Raw genomic sequence first — 20,506 nt, 5'->3', positions numbered from 1 at the left:
GCTTCCCTCGTCGGACGGTCGGTCGGGCGGCGTCAGTCGCGCAGGATCTCCAGCGCCCGGGCCAGGTCGTCCGGGTACTCGCTGACGAAGGTGACCTCGTCGCCGGTGCGCGGGTGCAGGAAGCTCAGCGAGCGGGCGTGCAGCCACTGCCGGGCCAGCCCGAGCCGGGCCGACAGGGTCGGGTCGGCGCCGTAGGTCAGGTCGCCCACGCAGGGGTGCCGCAGCGTGGAGAAGTGCACCCGGATCTGGTGGGTACGCCCGGTCTCCAGCCGCACGTCGAGCAGGCTGGCCGCCGGGAACGCCTCAAGGGTGTCGTAATGGGTGACACTCGGCTTGCCGCCGGAGACCACCGCCCAGCGGTAGTCGTGGTGCGGGTGCCGGTCGATCGGCGCGTCGATGGTGCCGCGCAGCGGGTCGGGGTGGCCCTGCACCACGGCGTGGTAGCGCTTCTCCACCTCGCGGTACTTGAAGGCGCGCTTCAACGCCGTGTACGCCTGCTCGCTCTTGGCCACCACCATGACCCCGGTGGTGCCCACGTCCAGCCGGTGCACCACGCCCTGCCGCTCGGCGGCGCCGCTGGTGGAGATCCGGTGGCCGATCCCGGCCAGCCCACCGATCACCGTCGGGCCGGTCCAGCCGGGGCTGGGGTGGGCGGCCACCCCGACCGGCTTGTCCACCACCACGATGTCGTCGTCGGCGTAGACCACGGTCAGGCCCGGCACGGCCTGCGGCACCACGGTCGGCGGGGCGGCCGGCGCGGGCAGCGTGACCTCCAGCCAGGAACCCGCCTTGACCTTGTGCGAGTTGGGTCGGGCCACCCCGTCGACGAGCGCGTCCCCGGCGTCGACGAGCCCCGCCGAGGCGGTGCGGGAGAGCCCGAAGAGCCGGGCGACGGCCTGGTCCAGGCGCATGCCGTCGAGGCCGTCCGGGACGGGCAGGGAACGGTGGTCGCCGCCGGCGGCGAACGCGGACGTCACGCCCGCCCCCGGGACTCGCCGTCGGGGCTCGCCCCGGTGGGCTCCCCGGCCCGGTCCCGCTCGGCGCCGGCCCGGCTGCCGTCGCGCTGCCGGCCGGTCAGCTCCAGCAGCACCGCGAGGAGCACCCCGCAGACCAGGGAGCTGTCGGCCAGGTTGAACACCGGCCAGACCTGCCCGTACGGGTCGAAGAGGCTGACCATGTCGACCACGTGGCCGACGAAGTGCCCGGGGGCCCGGAAGATCCGGTCGGACAGGTTGCCCAGGGCGCCGCCCAGCACCAGTCCGAGCGAGACGGCCCAGGGCAGCGACCGCAGCCGCAGCGCCATCCAGCCGATCCAGGTGATCACGCCGATGGTGATCAGCGGGAAGACCCAGGTGTGCTCGGCGCCGATGCTCCACGCCGCGCCGCTGTTACGGGTCAGGGTGAGGTAGACGCTGCCGCCGAGCAGCGAGACCGGGCCCCGGCCGGTGAGCGACGACAGGGCGAGCTGCTTGGTCACCAGGTCGGCGGCGAGCGCGACCAGGGCGACGGTGAGCAGGACCCCGACCGCCTTGCGGCGGGGCGTCCGGCCACCCGACTCGACGGTGTCGGACCCGGCGGGCGGTGCTGCGGTCATCTGCTCCCCATCGACGCTCTCAGCCGGTGCTCCGCACCGGCTGACCTACGGCCGCTGGGGAACCGACCTCAGCGCCGCTCCTCCAGCTGCTTGCAGGTCACGCAGAGGGTGGCCGACGGGAACGCGGCGAGCCGCTCCACCGGGATCGGGTTGCCGCACCGCTCGCACCAGCCGTAGCCGCCCTCGTCGAGCCGCTCCAGCGCGCGCTCGACCTGCGTGATCCGCTCCTTGATGCTGTTGGCGAGGGAGATCTCCTGCTCCCGCTCGAACGTCTTGGTGCCGGTGTCGGCCTGGTCGTCCCCGGCCGAGTCGGTCAGCCGGTCGCGCTGCAGCTCGGTGATCTCGCTCAGCGTCTGATCGTACTCGGCATTCAGCTCGTCCCGTCGGGCCGCCAGGGCGGCCCGGATCTTCTCGGTCTCCGCCGCGCTGCGGGTGGCCTTCGCCACCGGCTTGCGGCCGGCGGTCTTGGTGTCGGCTGGCTTCGCCATCGTCAGCTCCCTCGGCCGCGTACCGCGGCGGTCGGCGGTGCCTGGGCAGGGGCACCCGCCTCGGCGTCCCCCACGAACAGAACGGGCGCGGGGCCAGAAAGGCCGCGCACTCCGGAGGGTGGCAAGGATACGGAACGTACAGGCGTCCGACAACGTGCCGCACCGTAGCACCGTGTTTCAGCCCCGAACAGCCACCAATTGGGGCAAAGGGAACGCTAGCAGATCAAGCGTCCCGGTCCTCGCCGTACTCGCCAAACCATCGGGCCAACCGGCCCCGGCGGCTCACCGCGCGCAGCCGTCGCTCCGCCTCGTCCCGCGTCTCGGCGGTGGCCACGATGAGCAGACTGTCGCCCACCTTGAGCCGGGTGTCCGGCCCCGGCACGAAGCCCGCGCCGTCGCGCAGCACCAGGGTCACCGAGGCGCCCACCGGCAGCCGCAGCTCGTCCACGTGCACCCCGCTCAGCCGGGACCCCGGAGGCACCTCGATCTGGAGGAGATCGGCCCGCATCCGTTCCAGCGGGGCGGTCTCCACCCGGATCTCCGCCGCCTCGGCCGGCGCGGTGACCCCGAGCCGGCGGGCCGCCGGGGCGAGCGTCCCGGCCTGGAGCAGAGTGAAGATCACCACCAGCACGAAGACCGCGTCGAAGAGCCGGTCCGCGCCCGGCACCCGGAGCGAGAGCGGGATGGTGGCCAGCACGATCGGCACCGCGCCGCGCAGCCCCGCCCAGGAGAGGAAGAGCTGCTCGCGCGGGGGAAACCGGAACGGCAGCGCGGCGACCGCGACCGACAGCGGCCGGGCCAGCAGCAGCAGGGCCAGCCCGGTCACCACGGCCGGCAGCACCGCGTCGCCCAGCCGGCTCGGCGACACCAGCAGCCCCAGCAGGACGAAGAGGCCGATCTGCGCCAGCCAGGCCAGCCCGTCGGCGAAGCCGAGGATCGCCTGCCGGTGCGGGAGCCGCGCGTTGCCGAGCAGCACCCCGGCGACGTAGACGGCGAGGAAGCCGGAGGCGTGCAGCACCGAGCCGGCCGCGTACGCCAGCACGGTGAAGCCGACCACCGCGATCGGGTAGAGGCCGGCCGAGGGCAGCGCGGCGCGGCGCAGGGCGTACCGGCCGGTGATGCCGGCGGCCACCCCGACGGCCGCGCCGACGCCCAGCTCGTAGCCGACCAGGAGGACCTCGTACCACCACGGGTGGGCGGCGGCGACGTCCCGGGAGAGCAGCAGCACCAGGATCACCGCGGGGGCGTCGTTCATGCCCGACTCGGCCTCCAGGGTCGCCACCAGGCGCGGCGGCAGGCGCAGCCGGCGCAGGGTGGCGAAGACCGCCGCCGCGTCGGTGGAGGAGAGCACCGCGCCGTAGAGCAGCGCCAGCCGCCAGTCGAGGCCGAGCAGCAGGTGCACCACGACCCCGACCACCGCGATGCTGACCACCACGCCCACCGTGGAGAGCGCGGCGGCCATCCCGAGCACCGGGCGCAGGGTGCTCCACCGGGCGGTCAACCCACCCTCGGCGATGATCACGATGAGCGCGCAGAAGCCCAGGACCCGGGTCAGTTCGACGTCGTCGAAGCGGATGCCCAGGCCCGCCTCGCCGATCGCCACCCCGAGCGCGAGGTAGACCAGGAGGCTCGGCACCCCGAGCCGGGTGGAGAAGCGCACCGCGCCCACCGCCACCAGCAGGACGGCCGCGCCGAGCAGCAGCCCGAGATCCAGCCCGGGCGTCATCCGCGACCGGCCCGCGCGGTCCTCACTCGGCCGATCCGTCGCGCAGCCGACGCACCACGTCGGGCAGCCCGGCGGCCGGTCGTTCGACCAGGAAGAGCTTGTCGCGGCTGGCCGCGCCGGCGCGCAGGGAGACCGCCGCCGGCCGGACGCCCAGGGCGTCGGCCAGGGCCCGCCGGGCCGCCTCGGTGGCCCGGCCGTCCACCGGGGGCGCGTTCACCGCGATCACCAGGGCCGGCCCGTGCGGGCCGTCGAAGCGACCGCCGACCCGGGCCCGGGACGCGCCGGGCTTGACCCGTACGGCGACGGTGAGCGGAGCGTCCATGGTCACCACGTTCGGCCGGGCGGCGGGTCGGCGAGCAGGGCGGTGGCCGGGGCGCAGCGGCCGCACGGGCTGAAGCCGAGTTCGACCGCCTCGGCGACGGGCAGCGGCTCGTCGTCCCGGCCCACCAGGTGGGGGCAGTCGGCCAGGTGGAAGCGGGGCTGCCCGTCGACGACCCGGACCTCGTCGTCGAGGCGGGACAGCCGGGCGGCCTGCGCCGGGGACAGGGACTGCGCGGACGGGTCGCCGTCGAACGGCCCCTCGGCGGCCTGCGAGGTGGGCGCCGGGGCGTCCCGGACGGCGTCCTCGGGGAGTGGCTCGCGCGGGCCCGGGGGCAGGTAGGGGTCCGCCACGCCCGGCTCACGCGGCGAGGACGCCGGGTCGGCCACCGGCGGCTCGGGTGGTTGCCGCCACCCGGGTGCGCCGGTGCCGACCGTCGACGGAACGTGCTGGACCGGGATCTCCGGCTCGGCGAGCGGCGGGCCGTACGCCGGGCCGCCGGGCTCGGTGCGGGTGCGCGACCGGTCGGTCCGGTCCGCCGTGGTCCGGGCGGCGGCCGCCTGGCGGGCGCCCGCGACGAGGGCCACGGCGGCCAGCAGGCTGGCCGCGATCGAGGTGATCAGCAGCGGGCTGGACCCACCGGCCAGCCCGGCCACGAGGAGCACGACCGCGACGAGGATGAGCACGATGCTCGCGGCTATCACGGCTCACCCCCGCCGCGTCGTGTCGGTCTGCGCTGCCGGCGGCCGTCCGGGGACGATCGCCGGCGGCGGGCTCAGCGGCCGGACTCGAGCGAGCCCGCGCGGCCGCCGCCGTAGGAGCCGGCGAGGCTGGCGGCGGCGAGGCCGTTGCTGCCGCCGGCGGCCCGAGTGCCCTCGCGGTTCATCTCGGCCTCCAGGCCCTGGCCGCGACCGTCGAGGTCGCGCAGTTGGCTCTCCAGGTAGGCCTTGAGGCGGGTGCGGTACTCGCGCTCGAACTGCTTGAGCTCCTCGATGTGCTTCTGCAGCGCGGTGCGCTTGGCGTCCAGGCCGCCCATGGCCTCCTGGTGCCGCTGGCGGGCGTCCCGCTCCAGGGCGTCGGCCTTGGCGCGGGCCTCGCGGGTGACCTCCTCGGCCTTGGAACGGGCCTCGGAGAGCAGCTGGTCGGCCTCGCGGCGGGCGTCCGACACGTGGTCGTCGGCGGTGCGCTGGGCCATCATGAGCACCCGCAGCGCCTGCTGCTCGCCGTCCGCGCCGGCGGCCGGGCCGCCCTGGGCGCGGACCTGCTCCAGCTCGGCCTGCATGGCGCGGGCCGCCTGGTCGGCGGCCGCCTTGTCGCGCTGCACGCGGTCGAGCTGGGCCTTGACGTCGTTGAGCTCCGCCGCGAGGCGGGCGTCGCCGCCCGGGCCGGCGGGAGCGCCGCCCCGACCCCCGCGCTCCACCTGGGCGCGCAGCTCGTTGTTCTCCTCGATCAGACGGGCGAGCTCGCGCTCGACCTCGTCCAGGAAGGCGTCGACCTCCTCCTCGTCATACCCCCGCTTGCCGATCGGCGGCTTTTTGAAGGCGACGTTGTGAACGTCGGCCGGGGTCAGCGGCATCGAAACTCCTCGGGTCAGTTGCGGCCGCGAAAGCACTCTGGTCAGGCGAAAGCCGAGATCAGGCGCCCTAACACGAACTCCATCAGCACGAACAGGATAACCAGGAGCACAAGAGAGGCCAGGTCGACGCTCACGCTACCAATTCGCAGTGGTGGGATCACACGCCTCAACGCGCGCAGGGGCGGATCAGTGACGCTCCACACCAATTCCAGTCCGGCCGACGCTCCGCGCCCCGGTTGCCAGCGGCGACCGTAGGCCAGAACGGCGCTGAGGACAAATCGGGCCAACAGCACAAGCAGGAACAGGTACAGCAGCAGGTACAGCACCTGGAACAGGATCGACAACACGGCAGGCGACGCCCCTCGGTCTTGCGGGCTAGCTCAGGCTGAAAAAGCCGCCCTCAGCGATCTTGGCCTTGTCCTCCGCGGTGACCTGGACATTGGCCGGTGAGAGCAGGAACACCCGGTTGGTCACGCGCTCGATCGTACCGCGCAGCCCGAACGCGAGCCCGGCGGCGAAGTCCACCAGCCGGCGGGCGTCCGCCTCGTCCATCTCGGTGAGGTTGATGATCACCGGCACCCCGTCGCGGAAGTGCTCACCGATGGTGCGCGCCTCGCGGTAGGTGGTCGGGTGCAGCGTGGTGATCTGGTAGCGCTGCTCGTCCTCGGCGGCCACCGCCCGCTCCCGCGGCTGCACCTGCGGCGCGAGGGCGAGGTTGTCCCGGGTGTGGTAGGTCAGCGCCCCGGAGGTCTCCCCGGCTCCGGACCGGGTGATGGACCGGACGCTGGACCGCTCCGTCCGCTCCGGACGCTCGACCTCGGCCCGCTCGGTGTCGACGGCGCGGCTCGCGCCGCGCTCGCTCAGCCGACCCCGGTCGCCGACCCGGCCCCGGGTCGCCGGCGGCTCCTCGGACTCCTCGTCCTCGTCGTCGGCGAACTCCTCCGCGTACCGGCTCGACCGGTAACGCGAGTCCCGGTAGCCACCCTTGTCGTAGCCACCGTCGTCGTAGGCCCGCTCGTCATCCTCCTCGACGAGTCCGAGCCAGACCCCCGCCTTGCGCAGTGCACCCATCCCCGCGCCCTTCCGTCCGCCGTGCGGCACGCGCCCCCGTGCCGTGTCGCTTGATCACGAGTGGACCATGAAGTGCCCACCGGACCGGATCGGCAATCCCCTGGCGAGCGATTCGCGATCCGCCCGCCACGGCCCCCGGCTACGGGAACGCCGTTCCTGAACAACACTGATGTAATTTGCTTCTTTCGCAGTCAGGCTACCGCAGCGTGGGACGCATTCCGAGCAACGCGCTGCCGACGCGGACATGTGTCGCGCCGTACCCGATCGCAATTTCCAGATCGCCACTCATGCCGGCCGACAACACCGTCGCCTCCGGATGCCGGCCGCGGAATCGCTCCGCCACCTCGGCCAGCCGAGCGAAGGCCCGCTCCGGCGCCCAGCCCAGCGGCGCCACCGCCATCAGGCCGGCCAGCCGCAGCGCCCCGGCCCCGGCCACCGCCTCGGCCACCGGGTCGAGGCCGCGTTCCGGGTCCGCCGAGTCGGGCAGCGCCCCACCCCGCGCCGGGTCGCCGTCGATGCTCACCTGCACCAGCACGTCCAGCGGCCGGTCCCGGCCGGCCGCCGCGGCGGCGTCGAGGGCGCCGGCCAGCCGGACGCTGTCGACCGACTGGACCACGTCGGCGTACCGGACCACCGAACGGCACTTGTTGCGTTGCAGCTGGCCGATGAAGTGCCAGCGCGGCGTCACCCCGGCGGCCGCCACGTCGGCGGCCTTAGGGGCCGCCTCCTGGTCCCGGTTCTCCCCGACGTCGGTCACGCCGAGCCCGGCGAGGGCCACCACGTCGCCGGCCGGGTAGGTCTTGGTCACCGCGACCAGGGTGACCTCGCCCCGGTCCCGCCCGGCGGCCGCGCAGGCGTCCGCGATCCGGGCGCGGACCCGGGCCAGCCCGGCCGCGAGCTCGGCGCGACGGTCGGGTCGCACCGTGGCTGGTGTCTCCGTCATCGGCGCGGCTCAGGACCCGTTCTTGAGGAAGTCGGGCACGTCGACGTCGTCGAAGAGCACCCGGCGCGGCGACTGCTGCGGAGCCGGCATGGTGGTCGGCGGAGCGACCGGCGGATTCGGCTGCGCCGGCTGGTTCTGGTTGCTCTTGCGGGGCGCATCGGCCGCCTTGTACGCCGGCATGCCCCCGTCGAAGCCCGCCGCGATCACGGTCACCCGGACCTCGTCGCCGAGCGCGTCGTCGATGACCGCACCGAAGATGATGTTGGCCTCCGGGTGAGCCGCGTCGGTGACCAGCTGCGCGGCGTCGTTGATCTCGAACAGGCCCAGGTCGGAGCCGCCGGCGATGGAGAGCAGCACGCCGCGCGCGCCGTCCATGCTCTGCTCCAGCAGCGGGCTGGAGATGGCCGCCTCGGCCGCCTCCACGGCGCGGTTCTCGCCCCGGGCGCTGCCGATGCCCATCAGCGCGCTGCCCGCGCCGCTCATCACGCTCTTGACGTCGGCGAAGTCCAGGTTGATCAGACCCGGCGTGGTGATCAGGTCGGTGATGCCCTGGACACCGGAGAGGAGCACCTGGTCGGCGGTGCGGAACGCGTCCATCATGGAGATGTTGCGGTCGCCGAGCGCGAGCAGCCGGTCGTTCGGGATCACGATCAGCGTGTCGCACTGGTTGCGCAGCTCCTCGATGCCGGCCTCCGCCTGCACCTGGCGGCGCTTGCCCTCGAAGGAGAACGGTCGGGTGACCACGCCGATGGTGAGGGCGCCAAGCTTGCGGGCGATGTTCGCCACCACCGGCGCCCCGCCGGTGCCGGTGCCGCCGCCCTCGCCGCAGGTCACGAAGACCATGTCGGCGCCCTTGAGCACCTCCTCGATCTCGTCGCGATGGTCCTCGGCGGCGTTCTTCCCGACGTCCGGATTGGCACCGGCGCCCAGCCCCCGGGTCAGCTCCCGGCCGACGTCGAGCTTGACGTCGGCGTCACTCATCAGCAGCGCCTGGGCGTCGGTGTTGATCGCGATGAACTCGACGCCCTTGAGCCCAACCTCGATCATCCGGTTGACGGCGTTGACGCCGCCGCCACCGATGCCGACGACCTTGATGACCGCCAGGTAGTTGTGCGGAGGTGTCATCTCCGGTCCTTTCCCTTCGAGATTGGCATGGGCCGACCCCACACGGCTTGGCCGGACCAGCGGCGGAGCATTTCCCACTGAGGACGACGATTGAAACCCTCACCCTCTACTAGAGGCTTAGAGCTATGTCAACCACTGATCTCTTCGGGGCAACGTAAGCGCCGCCGCGCGATGAGCCAAGGACCTTTCCGGCGTGTCGCCGTCCGGAGCGGGCCGGCTCACGCCGGCTGAGTGGCCGGTCACTGGTAAGTGACCACGTCCGGGGCGCTGACGTCGATCGTGTCGGCCTTCCGACCGAGCAGGGCGGTGGCCACCTTGGACTTGTCCGGCCCCCGGGTCGCGTCCCCCCAGAACACCGTCCGGCCCTCCCGCAGGCGCAGGGTGATCCGGGCCAACCCGGCCACGTCCACCGAGACCAGCTCGGCGCGCAGCCGCGGGCTGAGGGCGGCGAGCACGTCCAGGCCCGCCCGGGTGCCCGGGTCGTCCGGCGCCGGCTTGCCGACCCGGATCACCGGCAACCCGTCCGGGGCCCGGGGCAGGTCCCGGAAGACCACACCCGTGCCGTCGATGACCGCGAACCGGTCCCCCTGCGGCACCGCCGCCACCGGGGTCCGCTCCACCACCCGGATCACCAGCGTCCCCGGCCAGTCCCGCTCCACCGTGGCCCGTTGCACCGGGGCGAGGGCGCCGACCCGGCGGGCGGTCGCCGCGAGGTCGACCCGGGCCAGCGGCGCGTCGTCCGGGACGGCCGCGGCGTCGCGTACCTCGACCGGGGTGACCAGCCTGGCGCCGACCACCCGCACCTCCCGGACCCCGAACAGGCCGGTGCCGAGCAGCGTCCAGGCGACCAGCCCGGCGACCGCGAGCACGGCGGCGGCGACCGCCCAGGGCAGCGCCGCGCGCATCCGGCGCTGCCGGGCCCGGGCCATGAACCGCCGGGTGGAGGGGGGTACGGCGTCGGCGCCGGCCCGGACCAGCTGCCACTGCCGGACCGGGTTGCGCCGGCCGGCCCCGCCGTCCTGACCGGGGGTCCGGCCACGGGCCGGGCCGGGGCTCATCCGGCCGTGGCCGCCGCGCCGTCCGGGCCGACGCCGGTGCCGATCGCCGCGCCACCGGTCCGGGCCAGCAGGGCGTCGATCAACTGGTCGCCCATCAGCGAGATGGGCGGGGCGCCCATGGTCACCACCACGTCCCCCGGGCGGGCCCGGCGGGCCACCTCGGCCGGCACGTCGTCCCACGCCTCGACGAAGACCTTCCGGTCCGCCGGCAGCGCCACCGCCTCGATCAGCGCGGCCGAGCCCTCGCCGGGCTGGCGCAGCTCGCCCGGGCCGAAGACCTCCAGCAGCACCAGCTCGTCGGCAATGGCCAGGGCGGCGGCGATCTCCGCCTGGAGATCGCGGGTGCGGTAGAGCCGGTACGGCTGGAACACCACGATCAGCCGGCCCTCGCCGGCCACCTCGCGCAGCGTCTGCAGGGCCAGCGTCATCGAGGTCGGGTGGTACGCGTACTCGTCGTAGACCAGCACGCCGTCCGCCACCCCCTTGCGCTCGAAGCGCCGCCGCACCCCGGGGAACGCGCCGAGCGCCGCCTCGGCCGCCGTGACCGGCAGCCCCAGCAGGTACGCGGCGAGCACCGCCGCCGCGCTGTTGAGCGCCATGTGTCGCCCGGGCACCGGCAGCCGGATCTCGCCCAGCGACCGGCCCTCCACCTCGGCGAGGTAGCGCACGCCCTGGGCGGAGGAGGTCACGTCGCTCATCCGCAGGTCGGCGTCGGGCGACTCGCCGTACGTCCAGACCCGGCGCCCCTCGGCGCGCAGCGCCTCGGCCAGCCGCCGCCCGCCGGCGTCGTCGGCGCACGTGATGACGAAGCCCTCGGGGTCGGTGAGCCGGGCGAACTCGGCGAAGGTCGCCTCCAGGTTCGCCAGGTCGCCGTACGTGTTGAGGTGGTCCGCCTCGATGTTGGTGATGATCGAGACGTACGGGCGGTAGATGAGGAAGGAACGGTCGCTCTCGTCCGCCTCGACCACGAAGTGCTCGCCGGTGCCGTGATGCGCGCCGGAGCCGACCTCGGAGATCTCCCCGCCGATCACGAAGGACGGGTCGGTGCCGGCCTGCTGGAGCACCATGGTGACCATCGAGGTGGTGGTGGTCTTGCCGTGGGTGCCGGCGACCGCCACCGTCCGCCGGCCGGTCATCGCGGCGGCGAGGGCCTCGGACCGGTGCAGCACGCGCAGGCCGCGCCGGCGCGCCTCGGCCATCTCCAGGTGGTCCTGTGGGATGGCCGAGGAGTAGACCACGGTGTCCACCCCGTCGAGGTTGGCCGCCTCGTGGCTCATGTGGATGGTGCCGCCGAGCGCCCGCAGGCCGGCCAGGGACGGCCACTCCCGCAGCTCGCTGCCGGAGACCGGCAGGCCCCGGGTGAGGAAGAGCCGGGCCAGGCCGCTCATGCCGACGCCGCCCACCCCGATCAGGTGGATCCGGCCCAGGTCCTCCGCGGTCATCGTGCCGGCGGGGGTGAACTGCGCGGTGTTCATGAGCGGTACCTTCCCGTCGCGGCGGCCGGCATCAGCGGCTCACCGCCTCGTAGACGAAGTTCAGCAGGGCGACGTCGCCGTCGCGCCGCCCGTACGCGGCCGCGGCGGCGCCCATCGCGGCGAGCCGCTGCGGGTCCCGGATCAGCGGGATGACGGTCCGCTCCAGCCAGTCCGGGGTCACCTCGGCGTCGTCGACGAGCAGCCCACCCCCGGCCTCCACCACGGGCAGGGCGTTGCGCTTCTGCTCCTGGTTGCTGTGCGGGTACGGCACGTAGATGGTGGGCAGGCCGATCGCGGCCACCTCGGCGCAGGTCATCGCCCCGCCCCGGCCCAGCATCAGGTCGGCGGCGGCGTACCCCAGCTCCATCTCGGACAGGTAGGGCAGGGTCACGTACGGCACCGGCAGGTCGGTGGGGACGGAGACCGCCTCGTTGCGGGCGCCGATCACGTGCAGCACCTGCACGCCGTTGCGGGCCAGTTCCTTGGCCGCCCCGGCGACCGCCAGGTTGATCGAGCGGGCGCCCTGCGAGCCGCCGGCGACGAAGAGCACCGGCAGGTCGGGGCGGAGCCCGAAGTGGGCCCGGGCGGCGTTGCGCATGGCCGCCCGGTCGAGCCCGGCGATCCCGCGGCGCAGCGGCACCCCGACCACCCGGGCGTCGCGCAGCGACTCGGCCTGCATCGGCTGGTGCGGGAAGCCCACCGCGATGTTCTTGGTGAACTTCATCCCGAGCCGGTTGGCCACGCCCGGCGGCACGTTCACCTCGTGGATGACGATCGGCAGCTCGCGCCGCCACGCGGCGAGGTAGCCGGGCACCGAGACGTACCCGCCGAAGCCGATCACGACGTCGGCCTGCACCTCGTCGATCACCTTGCCCGCCGCGCGGGCCGCCTTCCACATCCGGTCCGGGGTGCGGACCAGGCTCATGTTGATCGAGCGGGGCAGCTGGTAGGCCGGGATCTGGCGCAGGTCGTAGCCGGCCGGCGGGATCAGCTCGTTCTCCAGCCCCTTCGGTGTGCCCAGGCAGGTGATCCGGACGCCGGGGTCGTGACGGCGCAGGCAGTCGGCGAAGGCGAGCAACGGGTAGATGTGCCCACCCGTACCCCCTCCGCAGAGCACCACCGAACGCAGCGGACCCATCAGCGTCTCCTCTCGCTCGCCGTGCCGGCGCGCGTCCGGCCCGGCCGGGCGCCGCGCGCTGCGGCCTGGTCGTCCTCCCGCCGCGTCCGGGACCGGGGCACGGACCCACGGTCCTCCGGTGGCGACGCCGGTCGGCGGCGCCGCCCGGGAAGCGGCGGCAACGGGGCCCAGAGTAGTCGGACCCACTGGGCCGGCGGACGGGCATGCAGGGCTCGGGCCGCGTCCGGCTCGGCCCGGGCGAAGGAGGCGAGCATGCCGACCGCGGCCAGGGTCACCACCAGGGCGCTGCCGCCGTCGGAGATGAACGGCAGCGGCACGCCGGTGAGCGGCATCAGCCCGGTGACCCCACCGATGTTGATGACGGCCTGACCGACCAGCCAGGCGGTCACGCCCGCGGCGGCGAGCCGCCGGAACGGATCCTCCACCCGGCGGGCGATCCGCAGCCCGGTGTACGCCAGCACGGCGAAGAGGACCAGCACCACGGTGCAGCCGACCACGCCCAACTCCTCGGCGATGATCGCGAAGATGAAGTCGTTGTGCGCCTCGGGCAGCCAGCCGAACTTGAGGCTGCTCTTGCCCAGGCCCACGCCGAACCAGCCGCCGTGCTCCACCGCGTAGCGGGCCTGGACGAGCTGGTAGCAGCCCTCCAACTGCTCCTGGAAGCAGGTCTTCGGATCGGGCGGGTCGAGGAACGAGGTGAGTCGGGTCAGCCGGTAGTTGGCGGCGTCGCGCGAGCCGGAACCGGCGCCGAGCGACGCGGCGGCGACCAGCAGGCCGACCCCGACCAGGCCGACCGCGGAGAGCGCGGCGAACACCCGCAGCCGCACACCGGCGGCCCAGAGCATGCCGACCACCAGCGCCAGCAGGCAGAGCATGCTGCCCAGGTCGTTGTAGCCGACCAGCACGAAGAGCAGGCCGACCACCGGGAAGAGCGGGGTGGCCAGCTCCTTCCACCAGCCCAGCGCGGCCCCCTTGCGGGCCAGCACGTGGGCGCCCCACAGCACCAGCGCGAACTTGGCCACCTCGACCGGCTGCACCGAGATCGGGCCGAGGTAGAGCCAGAGCAGCTCGGCCTTGAGCGGACCGATCGCCGGGACCCGCAACAGCGCCTCCAGGGCGACCAGCAGGTTGAGGACCAGGAGCAGCACCACGGCGACGCCGAGGAAGGGCCGGGCCACCGCCCGGAACGTGCGGGCGGGCAGCCGCTGGCAGGCCCAGAACGCCACGATGCCGATCACCGCGAAGATCGTCTGCTTGACCAGCGAAGCGGAGGCGTCGCCCTGGTCGGCGTAGTCCTTCACGCTGGTCGCCGAGAAGACCATGGTCAGGCCGATCAACAGCAGCAGGCCGGCGCTGGAGAGCAGCAGATAGTAGGAGGCCAGCGGCCGCGCCAGCAGGCCGCGCAGCGCGGCCAGCCCGCCGGCCGCGTCCAGCGCGAGCAGCGGTGCCGGCGGGTCCACCGGCCGGGTCGCGGCGGGCGCCCGGGCGGCCGGCGTGTCGGTGATGACCTCGGTGTCTCGTCCCTCCCCCACGTGCCCATCATGGTGGCTCGACGCGCCCGCCCGTGGCGCAACCGGACGGTCGGCGTGTCGGAACGCGAACGGAGGGGCCCCGGCCGGCGCCCGGGTGCCCCTCCGTCACGGAACGGACGCCGTCGGTCAGGTGACCGCGGCGAGGAACTCGCTGTAGAACAGGCCGAGCGCGATGGCCACGCCGATACCGGCGATGATCCAGAACCGGACCACGATGTTGACCTCGCTCCAGCCGGCCAGCTCGAAGTGGTGCTGCAGCGGCGACATCCGGAACACCCGTTTGCCGGTGGTCCGGAACGAGATGATCTGGATCACCACGGACATCGTGATGATCACGAAGAGCGCGCCGAGGATCGGCAGCAGCAGGATGGTCCGGGTGGACATCGCCATGCCGGCGATCAGGCCGCCCAGGCCGAGCGCGCCGGTGTCGCCCATGAAGATCCGGGCCGGTGAGGTGTTCCACCAGAGGAAGCCGACGCAGGCCCCGGCCGCCGCCCCGGCGATCAGCGCGATCTCCAACGGGTCCCGGACGGTGTAGCAGTACGCCTCGGTGTAGTTCGGGTCGGCGCACCAGTGCCGGTACTGCCAGAAGGCGATCAGCCCGTAGGCGGCGAGCACCATCACCGAGGCGCCGGTGGCCAGGCCGTCCAGGCCGTCGGTGAGGTTGACGCCGTTGGTCGCCGCCATCACCACCATGATGATGACGATCACCGCGCCGACCTTGCCGATCTCCAGCGCCGGGATGTCCCGGATGAAGCTCAATGTGGTGCTGCCGACGGTCTCGGCGTTGGTCCGGTTGCCGCTGACGTCCCGCATGGTGCTCGGGAAGTAGAGCGCGACGATGCCGAAGATCGCGCCGACCAGGATCTGGCCGGCGAGCTTGCCCCGCTTGTTCAGACCGCCGCTGTGCCGCTTGCGGACCTTGAGGAAGTCGTCGATGAAGCCGACCGCGCCGGAGAACACCATCAGCCCCAGCAGCACCAGCGCGGTGATGGTCGGCTCGACCTGGGCGATCTGCGCGTCGGGCAGGGTGGTCAGGGCCAGGTGGCCGGCGACGTACGCGATCACCGTGGCCAGGATGAAGACCACGCCGCCCATCGTCGGCGTGCCCTTCTTGCCCTGGTGCATGGCCGGGCCCTCGGCGCGGATCGGCTGCCCGGCCTTGAGCCGGGTGAACACCTTGATCGCGATCGGGGTGCAGAACAGCGAGATGAGGAAGGCGACCCCGATGGCGACGATCACCGCCCTCATGAGGTGACCTGCTCCCCGGTGGCCTCGCGCAGCGCGTCGGCCACCTCCCAGGTGCGGTACCGGGAGCCCTTCACCAGCACCACGTCACCCGGACGTAGCTCACTCCGCAGCAGCTCGACGGCCGCCGCCTGATCGGTGACCAGCACCGACTCTCCTCCCCAGTTGCCTACCGCTGTCGCGCCTTCGTGGATCGGCGCCGCCGGCTCGCCCACCACGAGCAGCCGGTCGATCCCCAGCTCGGCCGCGAGCCGGCCGACCTGCTGGTGCCCCTCCCGTTCGAAGTCGCCCAACTCGGCCATGTAGCCGAGCACCGCGACGGTACGCCCCCGACCGCGCATGCTCGCAAGCGCCCGCAGCGCCACGCCGGTCGAGGCCGGGTTGGCGTTGTACGAGTCGTCGATCACAGTGACCCCGTCGGAGCGCTCGAAGACGTCCATCCGCCGGGTGGAGACCAGGCCCAGCTCGCCCAGCGCGGGCGCCAGCTCGGCCAGCGGCATCCCCAGCTCGCGGGCGACCGCCGCGGCGGCCAGCGAGTTGGAGACCTGGTGCCGCCCGGTCAGCCCGAGCCGCACCGGCGCGCTCCCCTCCGGGGTGACCAGGGTGTACGACGGCCGCCCCCGCTCGTCCACCGTCACGTCCACGGCGCGCACGTCGGCCCGCTCGGACTCGCCGTACCGGATCACCCGCGCCTCGGTGCGGGACGCCATCGCGTCGACCAGCGGGTCGTCGGCGTTCAGCACGGCCAGCCCGTCGGCCGGCAGCGCCTCGACCAGCTCCCCCTTGGCCAGCGCGATGGTCTCCACCGAGCCGAACTCGCCGATGTGCGCCACGCCGACGTTGAGCACCACCGAGACCCGCGGCGGCACCACGTCGCACAGGTAGCGCACGTGCCCCACCCCGCGGGCGCCCTTCTCCATCACCAGGTAGCGGGTCTCCGGGCCGGCCTGCAGCGCGGTGTACGGGTGCCCCAGCTCGTTGTTGAACGAGCCGGGCGGCGCCACGGTCGGGCCGAGCCGCACGGCGAGCTGGGCGATCAGGTCCTTGGTCGTGGTCTTGCCGGAGGAGCCGGTCAGCCCGATCACGGTCAGCCCGGGCAGCCGGTCGACCACCGTGCGGGCCAGCCGGCCCATCGCGTCGAGCGCGTCAGCGACCAGCACCATCGGCACGCCGGGCACCTCGCGGGTGCCGAGCACGGCCACCGCCCCGGACTCCACAGCGCCGGCGGCGTAGTCGTGCCCGTCGACCTTCTCGCCGGGGAAGGCGACGAAGAGCCCGCCGGGGGTGACCTTGCGCGAGTCGAACTCGACGGTGCCGGTGATCCGGGCGGCCGGATCGGCGGCGACCAGCCGCCCGTCGACGGCCGCGGCCACCTCGGCCAGGCTCAGCGGGATCATCGCCGCCCCACCAGGTCGCCGAAGCGGGCACGCAGCGCCTCCGCCAGCTCCACCCGGTCGTCGAACGGCAGCACCTCGCCGTTGATCTCCTGGCCGCGTTCCTGGCCCTTGCCCAGCACCGCCACCACGTCACCCGGTTCGGCCAACCGGACCGCCTCCTCGATCGCGGCCCGCCGGCCGGGCGCCTCGATGATCCGCGCGGCGGCGTTCGCCGCGTACGCGCCGGCCAGCACCTCGGCCCGGATCGCGGTCGGGTCCTCGGAGCGCGGGTTGTCGTCGGTCACCAGCACCACGTCGGCCCCCACCGCCGCGGCGGCGCCCATCACCGGGCGCTTGCCCCGGTCCCGGTCGCCGCCGGCGCCGAGGACGCAGATCAGCCGGCCGGTGGTCAGGTTCCGCAGGGCGGCCAGGACCGCCTCGATGGCGTTCGCCTTGTGCGCGTAGTCGACCACGCCGCGGACCGGCGCGTCGCCGCTGACCAGCTCCAGCCGCCCCGGCACCCCGCCGCAGCCGGCCACCCCGGCCACCGCGGTGGCCGGGTCGACCCCGGCGGCCACCAGGGCGGCGACGGCGAGCAGCGCGTTGGCCACGTTGTGCCGGCCGGGCAGCGCCACGGCGGTGGGCACGGTCAGCCCGTCCGGGCCGTGCAGGGTGAAGCGCTGGGCGTACCCCTCGCCGTCGATGCCGTCGGCCCACCAGGTGGCGGCCGGGTCGCCGGCCGCCGAGTAGGTCACCGTGGCCGGCTTCCGCAGCGGCTCCAGGGCGGGGTCGTCGTGGTTGAGGATCTCGACCTGGCAGCGCCCGTCGAAGAGCTTCGCCTTGGCCGCGAAGTAGTCCGCCTCGTCCGCGTGGAAGTCCAGGTGGTCGGAGCCGAAGTTGGTGTAGCCGCCCACGGTGAACTGCACGCCGCCGACCCGGCCCATGGCCAGGGCGTGGCTGGACACCTCCATGACCACCGTGTCGACCCCGCGCTCGCGGGCCACGGCCAGCATCGCGTGCAGGTCGGTCGCCTCGGGGGTGGTCCGCACGCTGTCGATCACCAGGTCGCCCAGCCGGGTCTCCACCGTGCCGATCAGGCCGGTGGTGCGCCCGGCGGCGCGCAGCCCGGACTCGATCAGGTAGCTGGTGGAGGTCTTGCCGGCGGTGCCGGTCACCCCGATCACGGTCAGGTGGGCGGTCGGGTCGCCGTAGACGGTGGCGGCCACGTCGCCGAGCACCGCCCGGGGGTCGTCCACCACCAGGGTCGGCAGGCCCGCGGCGGCGGCCAGCTCGACGCCGGCCGGGTCGGTCAGCACGGCCACCGCGCCGGCCTCGGCCGCGCCGGCGGCGAACTCCGCGCCGTGCCGGCGGGCGCCGGGCAGCGCCGCGTACAGGTCGCCGGGGCGGACCTCCTGGCTGGCGTGGGTCACCCCGGTGGCCGCCACCTCGGCGGCCTCTTCCGGCGGCACTACCGCCAACCGGGCGGCGAGGTCGCCGAGCCGGACGGGATTCACGGTATGGGGACGTGGATTGCCGGGCACGGCGTCAGACCCTACCCGGTCGTCCGGTCCCGACCCCACAGCCGCCCCGGTGGTTCGCACCCACTCACCGATGATGTCCCGCCCTCCCTGCTCAGCGCGGAAAGACCTCGAACTTCGGGGACTTGTTGGTCGCCGACGGCGGCACCCGGTAGTGCCGGAGGGTGAAGCCCATCATTTCCCGGAAGGCCGGCGCGGCCACCGCCCCGCCCTCCCCGCCGGGGCTCCAGACGAAGACGGCCACCACGTACCGGGGCTTCTCCGCCGGGGCCATCCCGATGAAGGAACCGACCTCGCCGGGCTGCTGCACGCCGTTGTCGTACCGCAGGCCGGTGCCGGTCTTGCCGGCCACCCGGTAGCCGGGCACCGCGGCGGCCAGGCCGGTGGCCCGCCCGTCCGGGCCGTCGACCGTGGTGACTGCCTCCAGCATGGTGCGGAGCGCGGCGGCATTCTGCGGGCTGAGCACCGACCGGGTGACCGGGGGCGCGGACGGCTTCTTCTTCCCGTCCGGGCCGATCACGCTCTTGATCAGGTGCGGCTGGACGTAGGTGCCGTTGTTGGCGATCGCGTTGTACGCGGCGGCCATCTGCAACGGCGTGGCGTCCACGCTGTGCCCGATCGGCACCGACCCGTACGACGAGCGGCTCCACTGGTCGGCGGGAAGCAGCCGCCCGGGGGCCTCGCCGGGCATCCCCTCGCCGGTGGCCTGGCCGAGGCCGAACCGCTTCTGGTAGTCGATCAGCCGGTCCCGGCCCAGCCGGTGGCCGATCTCGATGGTCCCCACGTTCGACGAGAAGGCGAGCATTCCGGGGATGCTCATCTTCCGGCCGTTCGCCGGGTGGGTGTCCTGGAAGGTCGTGTCGCCCTCGCGGATCGTGTTGGCCACCGGGAACGCGGTCTCCGGGGTGATCACGCCCTCCTGGAGGGCGGCGCCGTAGGTGATCGCCTTGTGGATCGAGCCCGGGTCGACGATGAAGCTGGTGGCGGCGTCCTCCCGGTCGCTCGGGGAGTTGACCTTCTCCGGGTCGGCCGCGTTGTAGCCGGGGTAGCTCGCCTGGGCCAGCACCTCCCCGGTCGGCACGTCCATGATCACCGCGGCGCCGACGCTGCCCTTCGTCTGGACCATCTGGTTGGACAGGATCCGCTGGGTCATGAACTGCAGGTCCCGGTCGGTGGTGAGCTCCAGCGAGCCACCGGGCTGGGCCGGGGTGGTCAGGCTGTAGCCGCCGGGGATCGGCGCGGCCAGGTCGCCCTGCCCCACCTCGTACGTCTTCTTGCCGGCGCGGCCCTCCAGGACGTCGTCGTACTTCGCCTCCAGGCCCTCCAGCCCGGTCATGTCCTGACTGACGAAGCCGATCAGGTTGGCGGCCAGGTCGCCGCCGGGCACGTCGCGCTTCTCGTCCCGGTGCACCCCGATGCCGGCCAGGTCCAGCGCCACGATCTGCTTGGCCTTGTCGATGTCGACGCCCCGGGCCAGGTACTCGAACTGGGACGGGACGCCGGTGGGCAGCTTGCGGGGCCGCATCCGGTCGGCGAGCTCGGAGACCGGCACCCCGAGCAGCGGGGAGAGCAGCTTGGCGGTGGCGAACCGGTCCTTGACCCGGGTCGGGTCGGCGAAGACGTACCGCGCCTCGACGCTGCGCGCCAGCGGGGCGCCGGTGCGGTCGTAGATCGTGCCGCGCGGGGCCGGCAGCTCGACCACCGCCAGCCGGCTGTCCAGCCCGCCGTCGGCGTACGCCGGGGTGTTGACGGTCTGGAGGAAGACCAGCCGGATGCCGATGGTGGCGAAGAGCGCCAGGGCGAGCAGCGTGCCGAGCCGCAGCCGGCGACGCGGGTCGCCGAGCTTCGGCGGGCGCGGCGGCTTGCGGGACGGCCGCCGGGCGGCCGGGCGCTCCGGGCGGCGCGGTCCGGGCCGCCGCCGGGGCGGCGGCGGTGCCTCGTCGTCGTCGAAGGGCTCCCGCACCGGCCGGGCGGAGACGGTCCGCACCACGCCGGTCCGGCCGCCCGCGGCGCTCTCCCGGCGGCCGGCGCGGGTCGCCCCGGCCCGGCCGCCGTCGAGCACCTGCAGCGCCGGCCGGAACGGGTCGCCGGCGCGGTTGCTGCGTGGGTTACGCCGCTGCTCGGTGCCCCCGCCGCCCTCCCGGATGGTGCGCCCTCGCGGCGTGTACGCCCGGGCGTCGGAGATCCCGCCGACGCCCGGCTCCTCGGAGCGGGGGTCGGCGCCCCGACCACCCCGCGACGAGCCGCGCCGGGAGCCTGTGGCGTCCCGGCGCGGTTCATCCGATCTCGGCGGCACCGC

Annotated in this window: 19 protein-coding genes; all 19 read right to left on the bottom strand. The window is 74.0% G+C overall.

From position 1 onward, the window contains the following. Positions 1-32: 32 nt before the first annotated feature. The 19 genes from Q2K19_RS20255 to Q2K19_RS20165 all read right to left on the bottom strand — a co-directional run bounded on the left by Q2K19_RS20255 (position 33) and on the right by Q2K19_RS20165 (position 20,503). Complete coding sequence (locus Q2K19_RS20255) at positions 33-977, bottom strand: RluA family pseudouridine synthase (RefSeq protein WP_302762926.1); 945 nt, start codon at positions 975-977, stop codon at positions 33-35. Continuing rightward, positions 974-1,594 (bottom strand): signal peptidase II, encoded by a 621-nt coding sequence (gene lspA, locus Q2K19_RS20250; protein ID WP_302762925.1) that lies wholly within the window; start codon positions 1,592-1,594, stop codon positions 974-976. The genes Q2K19_RS20255 and lspA overlap by 4 nt, the downstream gene beginning before the upstream one ends. Before the next feature lie 68 nt (positions 1,595-1,662). After that, positions 1,663-2,082 carry a TraR/DksA family transcriptional regulator gene (locus Q2K19_RS20245; protein ID WP_046569752.1) on the bottom strand — a complete coding sequence of 140 codons (420 nt, stop codon included), beginning with the start codon at positions 2,080-2,082 and terminating at the stop codon, positions 1,663-1,665. Positions 2,083-2,305: 223 nt separating this feature from the next. Beyond that, a complete protein-coding gene (locus Q2K19_RS20240; RefSeq protein ID WP_302762923.1) occupies positions 2,306-3,808 on the bottom strand; it encodes a potassium/proton antiporter in 1,503 nt (500 codons plus the stop codon). A 22-nt stretch (positions 3,809-3,830) separates the two neighbouring features. Beyond that, positions 3,831-4,130, bottom strand: coding sequence for a DUF167 domain-containing protein (locus tag Q2K19_RS20235; protein WP_302762922.1), 300 nt, complete (start codon positions 4,128-4,130; stop codon positions 3,831-3,833). A gap of 2 nt (positions 4,131-4,132) precedes the next feature. Then, complete coding sequence (locus Q2K19_RS20230; RefSeq protein ID WP_302762920.1) at positions 4,133-4,831, bottom strand: hypothetical protein; 699 nt, start codon at positions 4,829-4,831, stop codon at positions 4,133-4,135. Positions 4,832-4,902: 71 nt separating this feature from the next. Continuing rightward, positions 4,903-5,703 carry a DivIVA domain-containing protein gene (locus Q2K19_RS20225; protein WP_302762917.1) on the bottom strand — a complete coding sequence of 267 codons (801 nt, stop codon included), beginning with the start codon at positions 5,701-5,703 and terminating at the stop codon, positions 4,903-4,905. A gap of 41 nt (positions 5,704-5,744) precedes the next feature. Continuing rightward, entirely contained in the window at positions 5,745-6,050 is a 306-nt protein-coding gene (locus Q2K19_RS20220; RefSeq protein ID WP_302762916.1) for a YggT family protein, read from the bottom strand. Between the two features lie 28 nt (positions 6,051-6,078). Next, on the bottom strand, positions 6,079-6,774 hold the full coding sequence (locus Q2K19_RS20215; protein WP_302762914.1) for a cell division protein SepF: 696 nt from the start codon (positions 6,772-6,774) through the stop codon (positions 6,079-6,081). Positions 6,775-6,970: 196 nt separating this feature from the next. Next, positions 6,971-7,717 carry a YggS family pyridoxal phosphate-dependent enzyme gene (locus tag Q2K19_RS20210; RefSeq protein WP_302762912.1) on the bottom strand — a complete coding sequence of 249 codons (747 nt, stop codon included), beginning with the start codon at positions 7,715-7,717 and terminating at the stop codon, positions 6,971-6,973. Positions 7,718-7,726: 9 nt separating this feature from the next. Further along, a complete protein-coding gene (gene ftsZ, locus Q2K19_RS20205; protein WP_302762911.1) occupies positions 7,727-8,842 on the bottom strand; it encodes a cell division protein FtsZ in 1,116 nt (371 codons plus the stop codon). Between the two features lie 239 nt (positions 8,843-9,081). After that, on the bottom strand, positions 9,082-9,900 hold the full coding sequence (locus tag Q2K19_RS20200) for a cell division protein FtsQ/DivIB (protein ID WP_302762909.1): 819 nt from the start codon (positions 9,898-9,900) through the stop codon (positions 9,082-9,084). Beyond that, a complete protein-coding gene (gene murC, locus Q2K19_RS20195; protein WP_302762908.1) occupies positions 9,897-11,375 on the bottom strand; it encodes a UDP-N-acetylmuramate--L-alanine ligase in 1,479 nt (492 codons plus the stop codon). Before murC ends, Q2K19_RS20200 begins: the two co-directional genes overlap by 4 nt. 31 nt (positions 11,376-11,406) lie before the next feature. Further along, positions 11,407-12,513, bottom strand: coding sequence for an undecaprenyldiphospho-muramoylpentapeptide beta-N-acetylglucosaminyltransferase (gene murG / locus Q2K19_RS20190; RefSeq protein WP_302762906.1), 1,107 nt, complete (start codon positions 12,511-12,513; stop codon positions 11,407-11,409). Continuing rightward, a complete protein-coding gene (locus tag Q2K19_RS20185; RefSeq protein WP_302772662.1) occupies positions 12,513-13,973 on the bottom strand; it encodes an FtsW/RodA/SpoVE family cell cycle protein in 1,461 nt (486 codons plus the stop codon). Before Q2K19_RS20185 ends, murG begins: the two co-directional genes overlap by 1 nt. Positions 13,974-14,171: 198 nt before the next feature. Next, positions 14,172-15,296 (bottom strand): phospho-N-acetylmuramoyl-pentapeptide-transferase, encoded by a 1,125-nt coding sequence (gene mraY / locus Q2K19_RS20180; RefSeq protein ID WP_302762904.1) that lies wholly within the window; start codon positions 15,294-15,296, stop codon positions 14,172-14,174. Next, positions 15,293-16,690: a UDP-N-acetylmuramoyl-tripeptide--D-alanyl-D-alanine ligase gene (locus Q2K19_RS20175; protein WP_302762902.1), complete on the bottom strand. Its 1,398-nt coding sequence runs from the start codon at positions 16,688-16,690 to the stop codon at positions 15,293-15,295. Before Q2K19_RS20175 ends, mraY begins: the two co-directional genes overlap by 4 nt. After that, positions 16,687-18,210: a UDP-N-acetylmuramoyl-L-alanyl-D-glutamate--2,6-diaminopimelate ligase gene (locus tag Q2K19_RS20170; protein ID WP_446839628.1), complete on the bottom strand. Its 1,524-nt coding sequence runs from the start codon at positions 18,208-18,210 to the stop codon at positions 16,687-16,689. The genes Q2K19_RS20175 and Q2K19_RS20170 overlap by 4 nt, the downstream gene beginning before the upstream one ends. A 91-nt stretch (positions 18,211-18,301) precedes the next feature. Continuing rightward, a complete protein-coding gene (locus tag Q2K19_RS20165) occupies positions 18,302-20,503 on the bottom strand; it encodes a peptidoglycan D,D-transpeptidase FtsI family protein (RefSeq protein WP_302762898.1) in 2,202 nt (733 codons plus the stop codon). Positions 20,504-20,506 lie beyond the last annotated feature (3 nt).

The organism is Micromonospora sp. NBRC 110009 (assembly GCF_030518795.1).
Classification (GTDB): Bacteria; Actinomycetota; Actinomycetes; order Mycobacteriales; family Micromonosporaceae; genus Micromonospora.
The sequence above is the reverse complement of the archived record's forward strand: the minus strand, read 5'-3'. Positions and strand labels throughout refer to the sequence as shown.